Annotated in this window: 8 protein-coding genes and 3 pseudogenes; all 11 read right to left on the reverse strand. The window is 73.6% G+C overall.

Going from position 1 to position 17,236, the window contains the following annotated elements; translation table 11 throughout:
• Positions 1-313: 313 nt before the first annotated feature.
• The 11 genes and pseudogenes from VSR01_RS09665 to eccCa all read right to left on the reverse strand — a co-directional run bounded on the left by VSR01_RS09665 (position 314) and on the right by eccCa (position 17,226).
• Positions 314-1,630 (reverse strand): WXG100 family type VII secretion target, encoded by a 1,317-nt coding sequence (locus VSR01_RS09665; protein ID WP_326448844.1) that lies wholly within the window; start codon positions 1,628-1,630, stop codon positions 314-316.
• Positions 1,631-1,673: 43 nt separating this feature from the next.
• Positions 1,674-2,705, reverse strand: coding sequence for a hypothetical protein (locus VSR01_RS09670; protein ID WP_326448845.1), 1,032 nt, complete (start codon positions 2,703-2,705; stop codon positions 1,674-1,676).
• A gap of 141 nt (positions 2,706-2,846) precedes the next feature.
• On the reverse strand, positions 2,847-3,140 hold the full coding sequence (locus VSR01_RS09675; RefSeq protein WP_326448846.1) for a WXG100 family type VII secretion target: 294 nt from the start codon (positions 3,138-3,140) through the stop codon (positions 2,847-2,849).
• Between the two features lie 49 nt (positions 3,141-3,189).
• Positions 3,190-3,537: a WXG100 family type VII secretion target gene (locus VSR01_RS09680; protein ID WP_326448847.1), complete on the reverse strand. Its 348-nt coding sequence runs from the start codon at positions 3,535-3,537 to the stop codon at positions 3,190-3,192.
• 65 nt (positions 3,538-3,602) lie between these two features.
• Entirely contained in the window at positions 3,603-4,433 is an 831-nt protein-coding gene (locus VSR01_RS09685) for a hypothetical protein (RefSeq protein WP_326454010.1), read from the reverse strand.
• A 241-nt stretch (positions 4,434-4,674) separates the two neighbouring features.
• Positions 4,675-5,424 (reverse strand): annotated as a pseudogene (locus tag VSR01_RS09690) (AAA family ATPase); the annotation flags it as partial.
• Positions 5,361-7,037, reverse strand: a complete 1,677-nt coding sequence (locus tag VSR01_RS09695; protein WP_326448848.1) for a right-handed parallel beta-helix repeat-containing protein — start codon at positions 7,035-7,037, stop codon at positions 5,361-5,363. The pseudogene VSR01_RS09690 and the gene VSR01_RS09695, both read right to left, overlap by 64 nt.
• On the reverse strand, positions 7,034-10,390 hold the full coding sequence (locus VSR01_RS09700) for a hypothetical protein (RefSeq protein WP_326448849.1): 3,357 nt from the start codon (positions 10,388-10,390) through the stop codon (positions 7,034-7,036). The genes VSR01_RS09695 and VSR01_RS09700 overlap by 4 nt, the downstream gene beginning before the upstream one ends.
• A 1-nt stretch (position 10,391) precedes the next feature.
• Positions 10,392-11,722, reverse strand: a pseudogene (gene eccB, locus VSR01_RS37710) (type VII secretion protein EccB).
• Between the two features lie 18 nt (positions 11,723-11,740).
• Complete coding sequence (gene eccD / locus VSR01_RS09715) at positions 11,741-13,150, reverse strand: type VII secretion integral membrane protein EccD (RefSeq protein ID WP_326448852.1); 1,410 nt, start codon at positions 13,148-13,150, stop codon at positions 11,741-11,743.
• 94 nt (positions 13,151-13,244) lie between these two features.
• A pseudogene (gene eccCa, locus VSR01_RS09720) lies at positions 13,245-17,226 on the reverse strand (type VII secretion protein EccCa).
• Positions 17,227-17,236: the final 10 nt, after the last annotated feature.

Genomic DNA, 17,236 nt, shown 5'->3' on the forward strand with positions numbered 1-17,236 from the left:
TCCACCGCGGGGTTGTCCGGATCGAAGCCGGTGACATAGCGCATGACGTCTTTCCAGTCCAGATGACTGTAGTCACCATGCTCAGAAGACGCACCACTACCCGAGCCGCCGCTCCCACCATCCGCACCAGAACCAGAACCAGAACCGGAACCAGAGCCGGAACCAGAGCCGGAACCAGAGCCGGAACCAGAGCCGGAACCAGAGCTGTTGTTTCCGCTGTCCGTCCCGGACCCGGAGTCGCCCGACCCGCTGCTGCCCTCGGCCATGCCCTACGCGCTCCCATCCCCCTCGCGGCTTGTGGTTTCGTGACCGCCTAGAACCCAGGCAGTCCGGCCGGCTCCTTCTGATCCGTAAGCGCCACCGGGCCGGGCCCCTCGTCCACCGTCAGCGGATCCACCCGCTCCCGCCTCAAGGTCCGGTAGCCGTCGTCCGGGTCCGACGTCGCGGCGTCGGCGTGGCCCTTCACCAGGGTGCGGTAGGTCTGCGGATCGCTGTCTGACAAGCCGTCACCAGCCTTGTGCAGTACCCGCGTGGTGGGAGCCTTGTGCAGTACCCGCAGGGCGGGCGTGTCGCCGGACGGATCGGACTGACCGGTCGGCGGCACGGTGCCGGGGCCCGGCGTCGCCGCATCGCCGCCCGACGCGGCACCGCCGTCGCCGACCGCCTGCGTACCATCCGGCGGCAGGTACCCGGCCGCCGCGTTCGAAGCGCCCGGTGATGCGCCACCGTCACCGCCCGAACTCGTGTCGGGATACGAGTCAGGAGGTCCGTAGCCGCCGTAGCCGCTGGAGTCGCCGTAACCGGCGGAGTCTGTCGGGCTAGGGCCAGGGCCAGGGCCTCCCGACCCGTTGGCCGGATTGTCGGGCGGCGTGGAATAGGCGGCGTTCTCGATGGTCACCCGGTAGTGGTACCCCAGCGTGCGTATCACCGTCTGCATGTCGGCGGTCATCAGATCCGTGAGCAGCGGTTTGGTGTGCGCCTGGCTGATGGCGACACGCCCGTCGTCCATCGTGATGTCCCGGAGGTGATCATGCGCCCACTGCAGAGCCTTCATGGCGTACCAGCTGTCGATGTCCTCGAGCCTCATGATGGCCCACTTCAACGTCGCCGCATCGTTCGCCAATTGCTGCGGAACGTCATGATCACCGGTGATGCCGCCGGACAGCTTGTCAGCCATGTCCTGCGTCTGCTTCACCAACGTCGTCATGACACCGTTCAAAGCCCCGGCAGCAGCACCCTGCCACGGCCCGTCCGGCCCCGTAAGCGCCCCGACCTGATCACCCAGCTTCTCAGCCGCGTCCTCAAGCACCTTCTGCACGTACCAGAAAGCATCCGCAGCATCCTGAAGCGTCTGAGGATTGGACACCGCCGAACCGTCCACCGCGGGGTTGTCCGGATCGAAGCCGGTGACATAGCGCATGACGTCTTTCCAGTCCAGATGACTGTAGTCACCATGCTCAGAAGACGCACCACTACCCGAGCCGCCGCTCCCACCATCCGCACCAGAACCAGAACCAGAACCAGAACCGTTGCTTCCGCTGTCCGCCCCCGAGCCGGAGTCGGTGTTTCCGCTGTCCGTCCCGGAACCGCCGCTCGCGCTGTCCGTCCCGCTGCCGCTGTCCTCGGCCATGCCCTACGCGCTCCCATACCCCGGCTTGTGCTGTCGTGACCGTCTAGAACCCAGGCAGTCCGGTCGTCCTCTCCCGCACCCAGTCCTCATCCGACGTCGTGCCCGACGTCCCGTCGGTCTTGACCCTCACATCCGGGTCCGACGAACCATCGGCCTTGACCCTCACGTCCGGGTCCGACGAACCGTCCGCCCTGACCCTCACGTCGTCGCCCCTGACCCTCACGTCCGAGTCCGACGAACCATCGGCCTTGACCCTCACATCCGGGTCCGACGAACCGTCCGCCCTCACCCTCACGTCGTCGCCCTTGTCCCTCACGTCCGAATCCGACGGAGCCGACGGATCAAGACGAACCCGCACGGCCTCTCCCGGATGCACCACCGGACCGGGACCTTCAGCCACAGGCGCTGGCTCCCCCGTCAGACCGTCCGGGTTCGACCACGTGGGCGAAGAACCCCCGTACGAGCCGTCCGGCACCCGCGGCGTTACCGCGGACGGGGCGGCGCCGGACGGAGCACCCCACACGCTCGGTGTGGCAGCCGAGCCACCGTACGAAGGGTCGTACGGACTGCCGGACACATCGGACGGGTACGGACTGCCCGACGTACCCGACGTGTCACCCGACCCACCGTACGGATAGCCGTACGGACTGCCCGACGTACCGGACGTGTCCCCCGACCCCGAGGTGCCCGTGTCCGTGCCTTCGGTCGCCGATCGGATGGCCTGGATGTCGCCTTGAGCCTCCCGGATCAGATCGCTCAGCTCGTTCCCCGCCTTCGCATTGACCTCCTCGATCGTCGAGTATTTGGTGGCGATGTCCCTGATTCCTTCGGCCGTGCCCTCCAGCGCCGTGCACAGGGCGTGCAGCGAGTCCAGGTAGTTCTGCTGCAGACCCTCGCCGCCGGACTTGCCGGTGATCGCGGACGTGAGGTTGTGCGCCTCCACGAACCGATCGTCTCCGGCCAGAATGGGGTTGAGGTGGTCCGGGTCCAGCTTCTGCCTGGCCGTCTTGACCACGCTCGCGATGGTGTCCAGGTTGTCGGCGAAGATCTTCAGCGCGGAGGTGTCGACGGACACGTTCCCGGGTCCGTTGCCGACCACGCGAGGAGGATCGGGCATGTCCGGTATCTGCTGGCCCTTGTCGACCGTGCCCGTGACGGGCGGGACGGTCGTGCCGTCCGGGTACCTCAGCGGGCTCGAATCCGAGCTCACTTCCTCTCACTGCTCCCAGAGGCTGGTGCCGTACTTCTCGCCGCTGGCGTAAAACTCACCGACGTTGCCCACTGCCGCCTGGGCGCGGTTCAGCAGATTCTGCATCTGGACGAAGAGGTCCGACCACTCCTGCTGCGTCCGGTTGTAGAGCTGCCTCGGGTCGCTGTTCACCCAGTGCTGGAGGTTCCGGTGGACCTCGTCGTTCAAGTTGGCCAGCGTCTGGCCGAGCCTGTTGCTGATGGCCTGAAACTCACCCTCGACGTACTGCATCTGTTCGAGGCTGACCTGATACGTCGTCATATCCCTGCTCTCCTTGACTTGTTGGTGAGTGCGCCGGCGGGACCGTGCGTCAGAAGCCGGGGAGGCCACCCGCGATCGCGTTCTTGAGGGCGTTCGCCTCGTCGACGGTGTTGCTGTGCACGGCCTGGTAGTTTCCGGTGTCGGCCTCGAACTTCTCGTAGATGGTCTGAAGCTTCGACCGGACGCTTGAGAAGTCCTCCAGCCACTGGCGCATGGCACCCAGGAACACCGACGCCGCTTCGCCTGTCCAGTTGCCCCCCAGGGTCTCGACTTGCGCCTCCAGGCCCGTGTATTGATTGCCGGTCTCGGCCAGCGCCGACTCGAACGCGGGCATCGTGGCCCGCATTCCGTCGATGTCGATACTGGTCAGTCCCGTGTCCGGGAGCGGTGTGCTCATGTCCTGTCCTTCCGGCTACGCGTGCCGCGCCGTCCGACGCCGCACCGAGAACTGTTGCTTCCATGTCAATCGTGGGCTGCCAACCCGCCCGCAAGAAATGCCGCGGGCTCCTTGTTGCCTGCCGGTACAGGAGGAGTTGTCTGCCTGTGCGCGGCCGCCCCGGGCCCGGGAAGGGACGGTTCGGCGGGAGTGGCGGCGGCCGTGGCACGCTCGGGAGAGACCCGCTCCGCCATCCGGTCGGCGAGCCGGTGTGCTCCGCGCGCGCCGTCGGCGAGCGGCCGGTCGGCCAGCCGCGCCACCAGCGCGCCGCGGGTGGCCTCGTCGACCTCGTGTCCGCGGGCGGTGAGTCGCCGGCAGATCAGTTCGGCCACCTCCTCCGCGGTGTACGCGGGGAAGCGCAGGAACAGGTCGAAGCAGCGGGCGACGTCGGGGCGTTCGCGCATGAGGTCGCCGAGCCGGCTCTGGGGGCCGCGCAGCGCCAGCGCGGTCTGCGGGGTGCGCTCCGCGTGAGCGACGAGCGCGTCCCACACGGCGGTGCGCTCGGCCGCGGGGCGCGCGGTGAAGGCGGTGTCGAGGTCGAGTTCCAGGACGCCTCCGTCGGCGTCGGCCAGCAGCGCGGCGGTGTAGGCGCGCGCCTCCCCGGGGCTGCGGGCGAACACCTTGGACAGGGCGATCCGGTGCACCGCCCCGTTGCGCAGCACGCCGGTCTCGGCCAGGCACTTCGCGTACAGCGCGGACACGGCGGTGCGACCGCTTCCGGTGTCGCCCGCCAGGACGACGTTCGCCGCGTGGGCGGGCGGCGCTCCGTCGCGGCTCGCCGAGACCAGGTCGTTGACGCGCTTCAGGAGGGCCGCGCGTACCTCTCCCAGGCCGCACAGCCCGGCGAGGCGGCGCATGGCGGGCGGCGGCTCGGCCGGCGGGCCGGCGGAGCGCTGCGGCGGGCCAGCGCGCTGGCGCGGGCTGCTCCCGGCCGGGCCGGGCGGCGGCCCCGGCCCCGGGCCCCGGCACGTCCCCGGCCCTCGCGGGCGGGACGTCCTCCGCCTCGGACACGTCCGCCGCAGGCACGTCCGCCGCGGGCACATCCGCCGCGGAAAGGCGGTTGAGCGCGGTGCTGTCGTCGGAGGAGGGACCGGCCGCGAGCCGCGACGCCTGATTGCTGATCATGGTCTCGAACAGCGAGCGCGCGACCCGGCCGTTGCCGAAGGTCGGCCCCTTGGGGACGGCCTCCAGGTAGCGGGTGAGGGCGTCCAGCGCCGAGTCGTCCATCTCGTAGTAGTGCTTGCCGCACAGGCCCTGCACGATGGTGACGAGTTCGGAGACCTCGTAGTTGGGGAACTCCACGGTGCGCGCGAAGCGCGAGGCCATGCCGGGGTTGGACTCCAGGAACTGGTCCATCTGCTCGGAGTAGCCGGCGACGATGACGACGATCTCGTCGCGGTGGTCCTCCATCAGCTTCATCAGCGTCTCGACGGCCTCCTGGCCGAAGTCGGGCCCGCTGCCCTTGGACTGGTTGGTGAGCGTGTACGCCTCGTCGATGAACAGCACGCCGCCCAGCGCCTTGTTGAAGACCTCGGTGGTCTTGATGGCGGTGCCGCCGATGATCTGCGCGACCAGGCCGGACCGGGACACCTCGACGATGTGTCCCTGGGCGAGGATGCCGAGTTCGGCCAGCACCGCGCCGTACAGCCGGGCCACGGTGGTCTTGCCGGTGCCGGGCGGCCCGGCGAAGACCAGGTGACGGCTCATCGGCGGCATGGGCAGGCCGAGTTCCAGCCGGCGCTGGGCCATCTTGTTGAGGTTGATCAGCCCGGTGACCTCGCGCTTCACGCTCTCCAGGCCGACCAGGGCGTCGAGTTCGGCCAGCGGGCCTGTGGTGCCGGCCGCCATCCCGCGCCCGTTCGCCGCGGCACTGTCCGGCCCGGGGCCGGCTCGCCGGCGGGCTCTGCCGCGCCGGCGGAGGCCGGTACGCCGTCCTGGCTGCGCAGCCGGTTGACCTGCCCGCCGCCGTTCCCGCTGACGTCGCAGTGCTGGACCAGCACCGGTTCCTCGGAGTTGCTGCGCACGCCGTCGCCGACGTTGCCGGTGATCAGACAGTCGGTGAGGTCGGCGCGCCCGGAGATCTGGACGTTGACGCCGTGTCCCTGCGCCTCGTGCACCCGGCAGCCGGTGGCGATGAGGGTGCCGCCGCCCAGGACCCGGGCGCCGTCTCCGGCGGTGCCGGACACCTCGCTGTCGCGCAGCAGCGCCTCGCCGTCGGTGCCGACCAGGACGCCCGCGCCGGTGACGCTGGAGTCCGCGGCGGCGATGCGGGCGCCGCCCGACACCGCGAGGCCCCAGTCGCCCGTGGCACGCAGCCGAACGTCGGTGAGGAGCACGGTCGCGCCCTCGTTCGCTTCCAGGCCGGTGCCGCGCTCGGCCTCGATCTCGCCGGCCTTCAGGGTGAGCTGCGCGGAGCCGGTCACGCGCAGCCCGGCCGACCCGTCCCCGACCGACAACTCCCGGAATTCCGCAGCGGCTTCGCCCCCCAGCTGCACGGCGGTCCGCTGCGCGCCGCTGATCCGCAGCCGGTGGAACTCGGCCCGGCTGCCGTCCTCGACGATCACCGCCAGCGGGGTGCCGGTGATCGCGCAGTCCTCCAGCCGGGGGGTGGAACCGCCGGTCACCTGGACGCCGCTCGCGGCCGCCGAGTCCAACGTGCAGCCGCGCAGTCGCGGGGACGCGCCGCCGCCAATGTGCAGCGACTGCCCGCCCGAGCCGGTCAGTCGGCAGTCGATGAGCGTGGTCATGCCCTTGCTGGTCAGATACGCGTCGAGGCTCGCGGACGACGTCACGGTGGTCCGCATCAGCTCGGCCCTGGCGTCCTGCTCCACGACGACCGCGGGCTTGCGGCTGTCGGCCACCGTGGTGTTCTCGACGGTGACGGCGCCCTGGCCGTTGACGCAGATGCCGTTGCCGCCGGAGCGTTCGACGGTGCAACCGCGTACGGTCAGGCGGCCGTTCTCGGCGACGACGACCGCCGAGGAGCCGAAGTCGCGGGCGGCGGTGTCCTCCAGGGTGTTGTCGGCGGGCGAGGTCACCACGACGCCGGCGCCGCCGGGGTTGGTGACCGTGCAGTTCCGGGCGGCCAGGTGGCCGGACTGCCAGGCGATGACCGCGGCCCACGCCTGGTCGCCGGCCACGGTGCAGTTCTCGACGGCGGTCTGCCCGCGGCGGATGTCGAGGACGGCCGCGTCGGCGTCGGACCCGTGGAGGGTCAGGCCGGTCAGCCGTACCGCGTCGGCCTCGACCACGACCGTGCTGCCCATCGGCGACTCCAGCCGTACGCTGCCGGGCGTGCCGTCCCCGGACAGCGTGACCGCCCGGCTGATGGTGAGCGACTCGGTGTACGTGCCCGGGGCGACGGCGATCACCGCGCCGTCCGGCGCGGCGGCCAGCGCCTGTGAGACGGTGCGGTAGGTGCCGGTCTCGGTAGCGGAGACGCGCAGGACTTGGCGGATCACGGATTCCCCCTTTGCTGTGGCGTGCTGCCGGGGCCTTGCTGTGGCGTGGTGCCGGGGTCGAGTGCCGGCGTCGGGGCGCCCGGATCGCCGGGCGGTCGCTGGAGCAGCCCGGGGGCGGCGCGGAAGGCGTCCGCGTGCTCCGGCGGGAGGGGCTCGCCCATGGCGTCCTCCTCGGTGCCGTCCTCGGCCTTCTGCCAGCGGGCGTGCAGCTGGTCGAGGCCGGTGAGCGCGATCTCGTCCAGCGGGACGCGTTCCTCGCGCGGCTGTCCCCGCTCGTCCAGCTCGGCCGCGGCCATCTCGCGCATCAGCACGGCCGGGCGGTCGCCGCCGACCGTGCGCAGCACCTTGAACCGGGTGCCGGGCGCGAACAGCAGGCGGTCGGGCAGCTCCGGGACCACGAGCGCGGTCCGCCGGGCCGTCAGCGACCACAGCACGATGTCGGTGTCGCCGGGGAGTCCGGGGCGGACCGAGGACAGGGCGGCGAGGAAGGACCGCTCGACGACGACCGAGCCCTCCCGGTACCAGGCGTGCTCGGCCGGGGTGAGGGCGGCCCGCGCGATGGCGCCGCCCCGGTGCGAGGGCAGGCGCCGCAGTCCGCCGGCGGCGCACCGCGCCAGCGGGACGTGCGGGCCGGTGGCGGCCGACCGGATGGCGGTGTCGATCGCCGAGGTGCTTCCGGTCAGGTACAGGCGGACGGCCGCGAGGTCGGTGAGGGCGTCGCCCACCGAACTGCGCGGCCCGCCGTGCAGTCCCGGCGCCTCCGACAGCACACGTGAGACGAGGGCGGCCGCGGTGTCGTAGCGGGCGCCGAGGTTGCGGCGCAGCCAGTCGCGTTCCCGCTCGACGCCCTTCGCAGGCGGCAGCACGTCGGCGGCGGGGCCGGGCTCGGGCTGCACCCGGACCTGGCCGTCGCCGGGGGGCGCGGGAGCCGCCGCGGACTCCGGCGGCGTCGCGAACCCCGGTGACGTCGGGAAGCCCGGCGGCTGCGCGGCGGGAGCGGCCGGTCCGGCTTCCGGCGGTGCGGCGGAGGTGTCCCCGGCCGCCACCGGTCCCCCGGCCGGAGCGGGCTCCGCCGCGGACCGATGCGGGGCCGGCGACTCCAGACGGATGCGCGGAGCCGAGGCAGGAGTGCCGACCGACGCCGCGGCCGCCGGGTCGTTGTGCGGGACAGCCGAGGTTCCTGCCGGGGCGGGACCGGACGCCGCGCCCCCGGGCGGCGTGGTCACGTCGTGCGGGGCGGAGGGCACGGGGGCACCCCCCGCCCCGCCGCCGACCGGACGCGCGGGGAGTGACGCGGCCGGCGGCGGTCCAAGATCCACCGACGCCTGCGAAGACGCCGGCGGCCGGTCGGCGGCCCACACACCGCCATGCGGGGCGGAGAGCACGGGGGCACCCTCCACCCCGCCGCCAACCGGACCCGCGCCACGGGGGAATTGCGCGGCCGGCGGCGGTCCAAAACCCACCGACGCCTGCGAAGACGCCGGCGGCCGGTCGGCGGCCCACACACCGCCATGCGGGGCGGAGGGCACGGGGGCACCCTCCACCCCGCCGCCAACCGGACCCGCGCCACGGGGGAGTGACGCGGCCGGCGGCGGTCCAAAGTCCACCGACGCCTGTGGAGAAGCTGTCGGTGGCGGGTCGGCGGCCGGTGGTGTCTCGATCACCGGCCGCGCTGGGGAAACGGATGCGGACGGGTCGGCGCCGGGCCAGGGCGGCGCGAGCGGCGCGGGCCTCTGGGGGTCCCAGGACCCGGAGTCCTCCGCGTCGGTCCGCGTGGACGCAGGGAGTGATCCGGACGCCGGCTGGGCCGCGGCGGTCGACGGGCCGCCCTCCAGCGACCAGTCGGCCGGACCGGACTGTCCCGCCGGCCCTGGCTGCACCGGCGGGCCGCCGTTCGCCGAACCGCCGTTCGGCTGCCCGGCGCCGGGCCCCGGAGCGATCGCCGGAACGGGCCCCGCCGCCCCCACCGCCGGAGCGGGCGTCACACGCGCCGCCGGGTACGTCGCGGGCGGGGTGCCCCCGTCCGGCGGTATGGTCCGCGCGGCGCTGGAGGGCAGGACGCGGCCGCTGGTGGCGAACGTCGGGTCGAGCGCGTTCACCAGCTCGTAGGCCACCGTCCGCATGCGGTCGGCGACCGCCGGGTCGTCCTGTTCGTACAGGATCGCGGGGTACGCGGGGTCGGCGGGCGCGGTGCGGACCGCGTAGCCGCCGAAGGGCTCGGCGGGCGGCCGGACCCACAACCCGCTCGGCACGACCTCCAGCAGCACGTCCGGCGCGTACCGGTAGACGCCGGGCGCCACTTCGGCGACGGCGCCCGCCGGCGCCCGGGTGCCCAGCGCCACCGGCGGCGCCGGGTCGCCGCCGCTCTCCGCGCGCGGCGCGTAGCCGAACCCGTCCGCGTACGGGCGCCAGCCGAGGCTGCCGTCGCCGCGCAGGGTGCGCACCTCGCGCGACACGCCGTCCTCGCCGGGGGCCGGCAGGCCCGCCTGCACGATGACCCGGTGGCCGAGCCGGTCGGCCAGCGCCTGGCCCAGCGACTCGCCGCCGGGCACGGCCACCGGGCCGTACGGGACGAACCGCACCAGGTGCCGGGCGCTGCCGGGGACCGTGGCCCAGAACGCCGCGATCTCCTCCAGCTCCAGCACGCCGGACGACCCCGGGCCGCCGAGCACGATGCCCAGCAGCTCCGGGTCGGCGACCAGCAGGTCGATGAGGCGCTGCCGGTCCCGGGCCAGGACGCCGTCGTCCGGGCCGCCGCGGATCCACACGCCGCCCGGCAGTGGTTCGGCGACCGCGCCGACGCCGAGCTGCTGCGGGCGGTCAGGGACCGAGTACTCCCACTGCGGCTTGGGGAAGCGCCGGCTGTCGGGGGCCGCCGACAGTCCGGGGCGGAAGCGCAGCCAGCCGGTGCCGTGGTCGGCGGGCACGAACAGCGCCCCGCCGGCCGCCGGGACGACCGTCCCGTCGGGGGCGAGCACGATCCGGTCGAGACGGTCGGCGAGCCACTGTGCGGCCCGCCGGACGTCCTCGCGGGTGCCGCGGCCGGGCACCAGCCGGAAGCTGACGCCCCTGCGGTCCAGGACCCGGGCGACGCTCTCCCACACCGAGTCCTCCGGGCTGGCCGGCAGGTCCAGCACCACCAGGGTGTGCTGCGGGTCGGCGGCCAGCCGGCGGACGAAGGCCAGCGCCCGGCTGTCGACGAAGCCGCGCGGGTGGACCAGCAGGGCGTTGCCGACGCTCCGGGACTCCACCGCGGGTCCGGCCGCCCGCAGCGCGGCGCGGGCGAACCGGGCCGACAGCCGGTGGGCGAGGTCGCGGCGGGCCGCGGCGCGCTCGTCGGGGGCGCCGGTCACGTCAGTTCTCTCCGGGCACGGCGACGAGCGCCTTGGACCGGCTCAGCTGCGGTCCGGTGGTGATCTGGTCGAGCGTGGCCTGCGGCAGCATCCGCGGGGTCAGGCCGCCGTAGCCGAGCGCGCCGGGCGCGTCGCTGCTCAGGGGGTACTTCACCGCACGGTCGGTGATCAGGTACGGCGTGGGGGACTTCGCGTCGTGCGGGCCCTTGGGCGGTGCGGCCAGCACTCCGGCCTCGGGCGGCAGGAGCACCGCGGCGGTGGTGTCGGCCGCCCTGCCGGTCTCCCGGACCAGCGTGCTGTACAGCGCGGAGCCCTTCATGTTCTGCATCAGGCACAGCGCGGAGCGGTCGGCGGTGGCGTCGGCGCCGGTCAGCAGGTCGGGGACGCGGTGCAGCAGGGAGGTGTCGGCGGAGGACGGCAGGGCCGCGACGGCGCTGGGGCTGACCGTCCGCGGGTCCTTGCCGCTCGCGGCCGCCAGCAGCGCGGACTCGGTGGCGGTCAGGGAGGCGACGCCGTCGCGTTCCAGGACGTAGTAGTGGCTGGTGCCGGAGACGACGGTACGCAGCAAGGCGCCCGTCTTCTCCGCCGTGCCGGCCACGGTGCGTCCCGGGCCGCCGGCCCCGGGATCGTGGCCGCGGCGAGCGCGGTGCCGGTGGGCAGGGCGTTCAGCCACGCCGAGGTGGCCGGGACGGGCTGTTCGGCGTCCATGCCGAGGGCCAGGAGCGCGGAGCGGTCGCCGATGGGGTGCTTGGTGTTCTGCCACAGCACGTACCGCTTGCCGTCCGGGCCGGCCACCAGCACGTAGGTGGAGCCGGACACCGCGTGGACGGTGCCCGGCGCGAAGTCCAGCGTCTCGCTGACGTCCTTGCCGGGCCGCAGGCAGTCCGCCCAGGCGCCGGTCATCAGCAGCCCGGTCGCGTCGGGCACGTCCTCGGGCGCGCCGGGGATGCCGATCGTGGAGCCGCGGGGCACGCCGGCGAGCGCGGACCGGCCGACGTCGTGGACGCCCGCGCCGCCGGACGCCAGCAGCGCGGAGGCGTAGTTGGCGGTGGGGTGGAGCTGTCCGTCGGCGTAGAAGTAGCGGGTGCCGGTGCCGCTCTCGACGATCAGGGCGCCGTTGGTGGCCCAGGAGTGGTCGCCGGCCGGCTTGAGGTAGCCGTAGGCGGCGGCGGCCAGCACCAGCAGGCAGGCCAGCATCACGCCGAACACGGCGCCGAGCCCGGCTCTGCGCATCGGGGTCTCGCCGCTGCCGGGGTCGCTGGAGACCAGCGAGGAGGCCAGCCGCCCGGTGGCGAACTGGTACGCCTGGAGGTGGTCGCGTCGGGTCTGCACAGTCGTCCCTCGGATCTCTCAGATCGCGTGGCGCACGCGGGCGTAGACGTGCAGCAGTTGCAGGAGCAGCGGTAGCAGCGCGATCCCCGACAGCACCTCCAGCACGTCCGCGGTGTGCCCCCACACCGGCAGCAGCCGGGTGTGCGGCAGCCGCCACGCGCCGACCAGCAGCAGCACGGCGGCGACCAGCACTCCGAGCAGGAGGGCGCAGCGGGTGCCGGTGCCGCCCGCCGCGGCGGTCCACGCCAGCAGGACGGAGAGCGCGCCGAGCACGCCGGAGAACGTGGCCGGCACGCGCTGCCAGATACCGTTCAGGCCCTTGGCCCGCAGCAGGACCGCGCCGGAGAACACCAGCGGAAAGGCCCGGGCGGCCCACCCGTCGGCGAAGGCGAGCACCGCGAAGTCGGCCGTGCACAGCAGGGCGACGGACAGGGTGAACACCGTCAGCAGGGCGTCGGCAGCCGCCGCGCGCCGGCTGATCGACCCCTCCGAGTGCGGCTCCACGTCCTCCTGGAGTTCGGCCGCGTTGTGCGGCAGTTGGGGTACCCGCACCCGGGCCAGGCGCAGTGCCGTACGCGGCGCGAGGTGCCCGAAGAGAAAGGCGGCGAGCGCCACGACGCTCAGGCTGCGCACGGCGTCCCAGCCGGTGGCGGCGGCCAGTCCCGCGGTGAGCGCGGCCAGCGCGGGGGCGAACAGCGCGGCCCCGGTCACGGCGAGCGGCACCCGCGGTGTGGGCAGCAGGACGACCGCGGCGACCAGGACGCCGCAGACCGCGCCGAGCGCGATGCCGCCGGGCCGCGGCGCGGTCAGCCCGGAGTGCCGGTCGGCCGCGGTCAGCCCGGCCAGTACGGCGAAGGCGCAGGCGCCCAGGCCGGTGACGATCGCGATCCCCCGGTCGGCCGACCACCGCTGGTCCAGTACGCAGCAGACGCCCAGGCCGACCGCCGCGACGCCGTACAGCACCGGCACGACCGTGCCCTTGCCCGCCAGGGGCACGGCGGCGGCGAGGGCGAGCAGCACCAGGCAGGCCAGCGCCAGGAAGAGCCGGCGGGTGGTCTCCGGGCGCCAGCGGTCGGTGCGCGCGCCGACCACGTGCGCGACGCCCTCGGAGGCGTCGTCGAACTCCAGCTCCGGCATCGGGTCGTCGGCGGGCCGCAGGTACAGGACGTCGCCGTGGCGCAGTCCGGCGGTCTGCGGGGTGGCGTCGAGGTCCAGCGGCGGTTCGCCGAGGCGTTGCAGCGTCCAGGTGCCCACCGGCCGGGCCGGGTCGGCGGGGACGTGGCGCAGCAGCACCGGCAGCAGCGCGGAGACCCGTGCGGTGACCGGCACGGCCAGGTCGGCGCGTCCGGCGGGCCCCGCGATGGTCAGCCGGCACACCTCGGTGCCGTACGGACCCGGGGTGCGGGCGGCCGGGATGGCGGTGGTCATGGTGCTCCTGGGAGGGCGGTCGTGGGACGCGGACGGGGCGACCTGGTGTCTCGACAGGGGGCGCCGTGGGTTGGGTTCGACGCGGAAGACGTCGTCAGGAGCCGACATGTCCCACCTGCATCAGCCGGATGCCGCGGCGCGTGACGAGCTGGGCGCGGCCCGGCGGGAGGGTGCGGGGCCGGGCCTCGCCGATGAACTTGCCCTCCTCCTTGGGGTAGGAGTGCAGCAGCGCGGGGCTGCCGAGTTCCCACATGCGGCGCAGCACCGGGTCCATCATGGCGCGGCTCGCGCCCGAGGTGGACCGGGAGATCACCATGTGCAGGCCGATGGTGGCCGAGTGGGCCAGCATCGGGGCGAGGGCGGTCAGCGGGGAGCCGGCGCCGGGCGTTCCGCCGTACAGGTCGTAGTCGTCGATGACGATGAACAGTTGCGGACCCGTCCACCAGTCGCGGTGCGGCAGCCGTTCGGGGGCGATGTCGGGGCCGGGCACGCGCTTGCCGACCGAGACCGCGGCGCTGGCGGCCAGCGAGGTGAGGCTCTCGCCGTCGACCGCGAAGCCCACCCGGTACTCCTCGGGGACGACGGCCAGCAGGTCGCGCCGGGTGTCGGCGAGCAGGATCTTGGCCTCGTCGGGACGGTAGCGGCGGGTGACGGCGTCGATGACCACGCGCAGCACGTTGGTCTTGCCGGTCTCGGCGTCGCCGAACACCATCAGGTGCGGTGCGGCGGCGAAGTCGTGCCACACCGGGGCCAGTCGCTGCTCGTCCCAGCCGAGGCACACGCGCAGGTCGCCCTCGGGCGCCGGAAGCCGGTCGAGCGGGAGCCGGGCGGGCAGCAGGCGCACGCCGGGCGCCGGGCGGCCGGGCCAGAAGGCGTCGATCTCGGCCACGGCGGACTTGGTCGCCTCGGTGAGGCCGTCGGTGCCGCCGACGCTGTCCAGCCGCGGCAGCGCGCTCATGAAGTGGAGCTTGGCCTTGGTCAGGCCGCGGCCGGCCTGGTGCGGGACGGTCGCGGCCGGCTTGGAGCCGAACTCGGACTCCATGGGGTCGCCGAGCCGCAGTTCGAGTTTGGTGCCGAACAGGTCGCGGGCCCGCGGGCGGATCTCCGACCAGCGCACCGCGGAGGCGACGACGTGCAGCCCGAAGGACAGGCCGCGGGCGGCAAGGTCGGTGATGCGCGGTTCGAGGTCCTCGAAGTCCTGCTTGATCGTGGACCAGTTGTCGACGACGAGGAAGACGTCGCCGTACGGGTCGTCGATCTCGCCGGTGTCGCGCTTGCGGCGGTAGGCGTTCATCGACTCCAGTCCGCGTTCGGTGAAGCGCTGTTCGCGCACCTCCAGCAACTGGGTCAGTTCCTCGACGGTGCGCTGGACGCGGTCGCGCTCCATCCGGGTGGCGATGGAGCCGACATGCGGCAGGCCCGCCGTGGACTGCAGGCCGCCGCCGCCGAAGTCCAGGCAGTAGAACTGCACTTCGCGAGGGGTGTGGGTGAGGGCCAGCGACAGCATGAGGGTGCGCAGGGTGGTGGACTTGCCGGTCTGCGGGGCGCCGGCCACCGCGAAGTGTCCGTCGGCCCCGGACAGATCGGCGATCAGCAGCTCGCGCACCTGCTCGAAGGGCCGGTCGACCATGCCGAGCGGCACCCGCAGCCCGCCGAGCGCCGGGTAGTCGCCGACGGTCATGCCGCGCTGCGGGTCGGGCACGATGCCCGGCAGCAGCTGGTCCAGGCTGGGCGGGGACTCCAGCGGCGGCAGCCACACCTGGCGGGCCGGCGGCTGGCCCCTCCAGCCGGTCGATGAGGACCTCCAGCAGGCTCTCCTCCTCGCCGCCCGCGGGCTCCGGGCGCGGCTCGGCGCCTTGGGCGAGCCGCTGCTCGGCCGATTCCAGCCCGTCGGGGTCGTCCACCGCCGGCCGGGGGTCCGGCAGGCGCTGCTCCATCGAGAACACCGCCACGTCCTCGGCGCCGAGCGCGGCCTCGTCGGGCCGGGCGGCGGTGGCGGTCACCGGGCACGGCCCGGAGACGTAGGCGGCCTTGAAGCGGGCCAGGTTGGTGGTGTCGACCTTCAGATAGCCGTTGCCCGGCGCGGACGGCAGCTCGTAGGCGCTGCCCACGCCGATCACACTGCGGGACTCCATCGAGGAGAAGGTGCGCAGCGCGATCTTGTACGACAGGTGGCCCTCGACGCGGTGGATGCGCCCCTCGTCCAGGCGCTGGGAGGCCAGCAGCAGGTGCACCCCGAGCGAGCGGCCGAGCCGGCCGATGGTGACGAACAGGTCCACGAACTCCGGCTTGTTCGCGAGCAGTTCGGAGAACTCGTCGACGACGATCAGCAGGGAGGGCAGGGGCGTCAGCGGCGCGCCGCCGAGCCGCGCCTTCTCGTACTCGAACAGGGAGGCGTAGCCGCTGTCCCGCAGGAGTTCCTGGCGGCGGATCATCTCGCCGTTGAGCGAGTCGCGCATCCGGTCCACGAGGTGGAGTTCGTCGGCGAGGTTGGTGATGACGGCCGAGGTGTGCGGCAGCCGGTCCATGTCGAGGAACGTCGCGCCGCCCTTGAAGTCCACCAGCACGAAGTTGAGCACGTCGGAGGAGTGGGTGGCCGCGAGGCCGATGACCAGGGTGCGCACCAGCTCGCTCTTGCCGGAGCCGGTCGCGCCGATCAGCAGCCCGTGCGGGCCCATGCCGGTCTGCGCGGACTCCTTCAGGTCCAGCTCCAGCACCTCGTTGTCCTCGGTGATGCCGATCGGCACCCGCAGCCGGGCGCTCTGCGCGGCGCGGGTGCGCCACAGCGCGGCGACGTCGAAGGAGCGCGGGTCGCGGATGCCGAGCAGGGTGCCGAGGTCGAAGTCGGACTCCAGCGGCTGCTCGACGAGTTCGACGCCGCCGCTGGTGCGCATCGGCGCCAGCTGCCGGGCCAGGTCCTCGGCGGCGGTGAGGGTCAGCGCGTCCGCCTGCGCGGTCACGGAGCCGTCGGCCACCGCGTACTCCACCTCGCCGTCGCGCACGGTCAGCCGCAGCACGTGCGGGCCGCCGGTCATCGCCCCGGTGGCGTCCAGCAGCACCACGTTGCGGATCCCGTCGGTGAGCAGCCGGGAGGTGTCCGGGACGAGCACGCGGTAGGCGACGACGACTACCAGGGGTTCGGTGGGCCGTGGCGGCGAGCCGGGATCGTGCTCGGGGCGGTCGGTCACCTCGGCGCCCAGCAGATCGAAGAGCGTGTCGTGGTCCTCCGCCACCAGTCGCAGCGGACCCGCCTGGTCCTCCTGGGACGGATGGGCGTTGTGCGGCAGCCACTTCAGCCAGTCCCACTCCTCGCGGCCGACCGCGTCGGTGAGGACGGCGATCCGCAGCTCGTCCGGAGCGTGCAGGACGGCGAGCTGGCCGAGCATGGCCCGCAGCAGGTCGAGCGCGGCCGGGCCGTCGCCGGCGAACTCCACGCTGGTGAACCGGCGCAGCGGCACCGGCACCGGCACGTGGCCGACGGACTGGAAGGCCTTGGTGAAGCGCCGCAGCGAAACGGCCGTCAGCGGTTCGAGATCCTCGACCGGCTTGGTCTCCGGCGGCACCAGCAGCAGGTCGGCGCGGCTGGTGCCGACGCCGATCCGGATCCGCCCGAAGTCGTCGTGGGCGCCCCTGCGTTCCCACAGCCGGGGCCCGGCGGCGACCGCCCACAGATCCTGCGGGCGCGGGTTGTCCCAGGAGGCCGCGGCCCGCTGCTCGGCCGCGGCCCGCCGGGCCCGCGTGCGCAGCTGGGCGAGGTAGCGCAGGTAGTCGCGGCGCTCCGAGCGCATCTTGCGCTTGCGCTCGGCGCCCCTCCGGCCGATCTGGCTCAGACCCATGCTGATCATGGCCGTGCCCATCATCCCGGACATCATGAAGGTGTACGGAGACCGGGTGCCGACCGTGAACATCATGGCCATGGCGCCCATGCCGAGGGCCATCGGGATGTACATCAGGGCGGAGGTGAAGTCCGCGGTGGCCGGTTCGCCGAGCGCGGGCGGTTCGGCCAGCTCGATCTGCCCTTCCGGGGCCTGCGGGCCGGAGGCACGCGGCGGGCGCTTCACGACCACAGTGCTCATGGGCTGTCCT

This window comes from Actinacidiphila sp. DG2A-62, assembly GCF_035825295.1.
GTDB lineage: Bacteria > Actinomycetota > Actinomycetes > Streptomycetales > Streptomycetaceae > Actinacidiphila.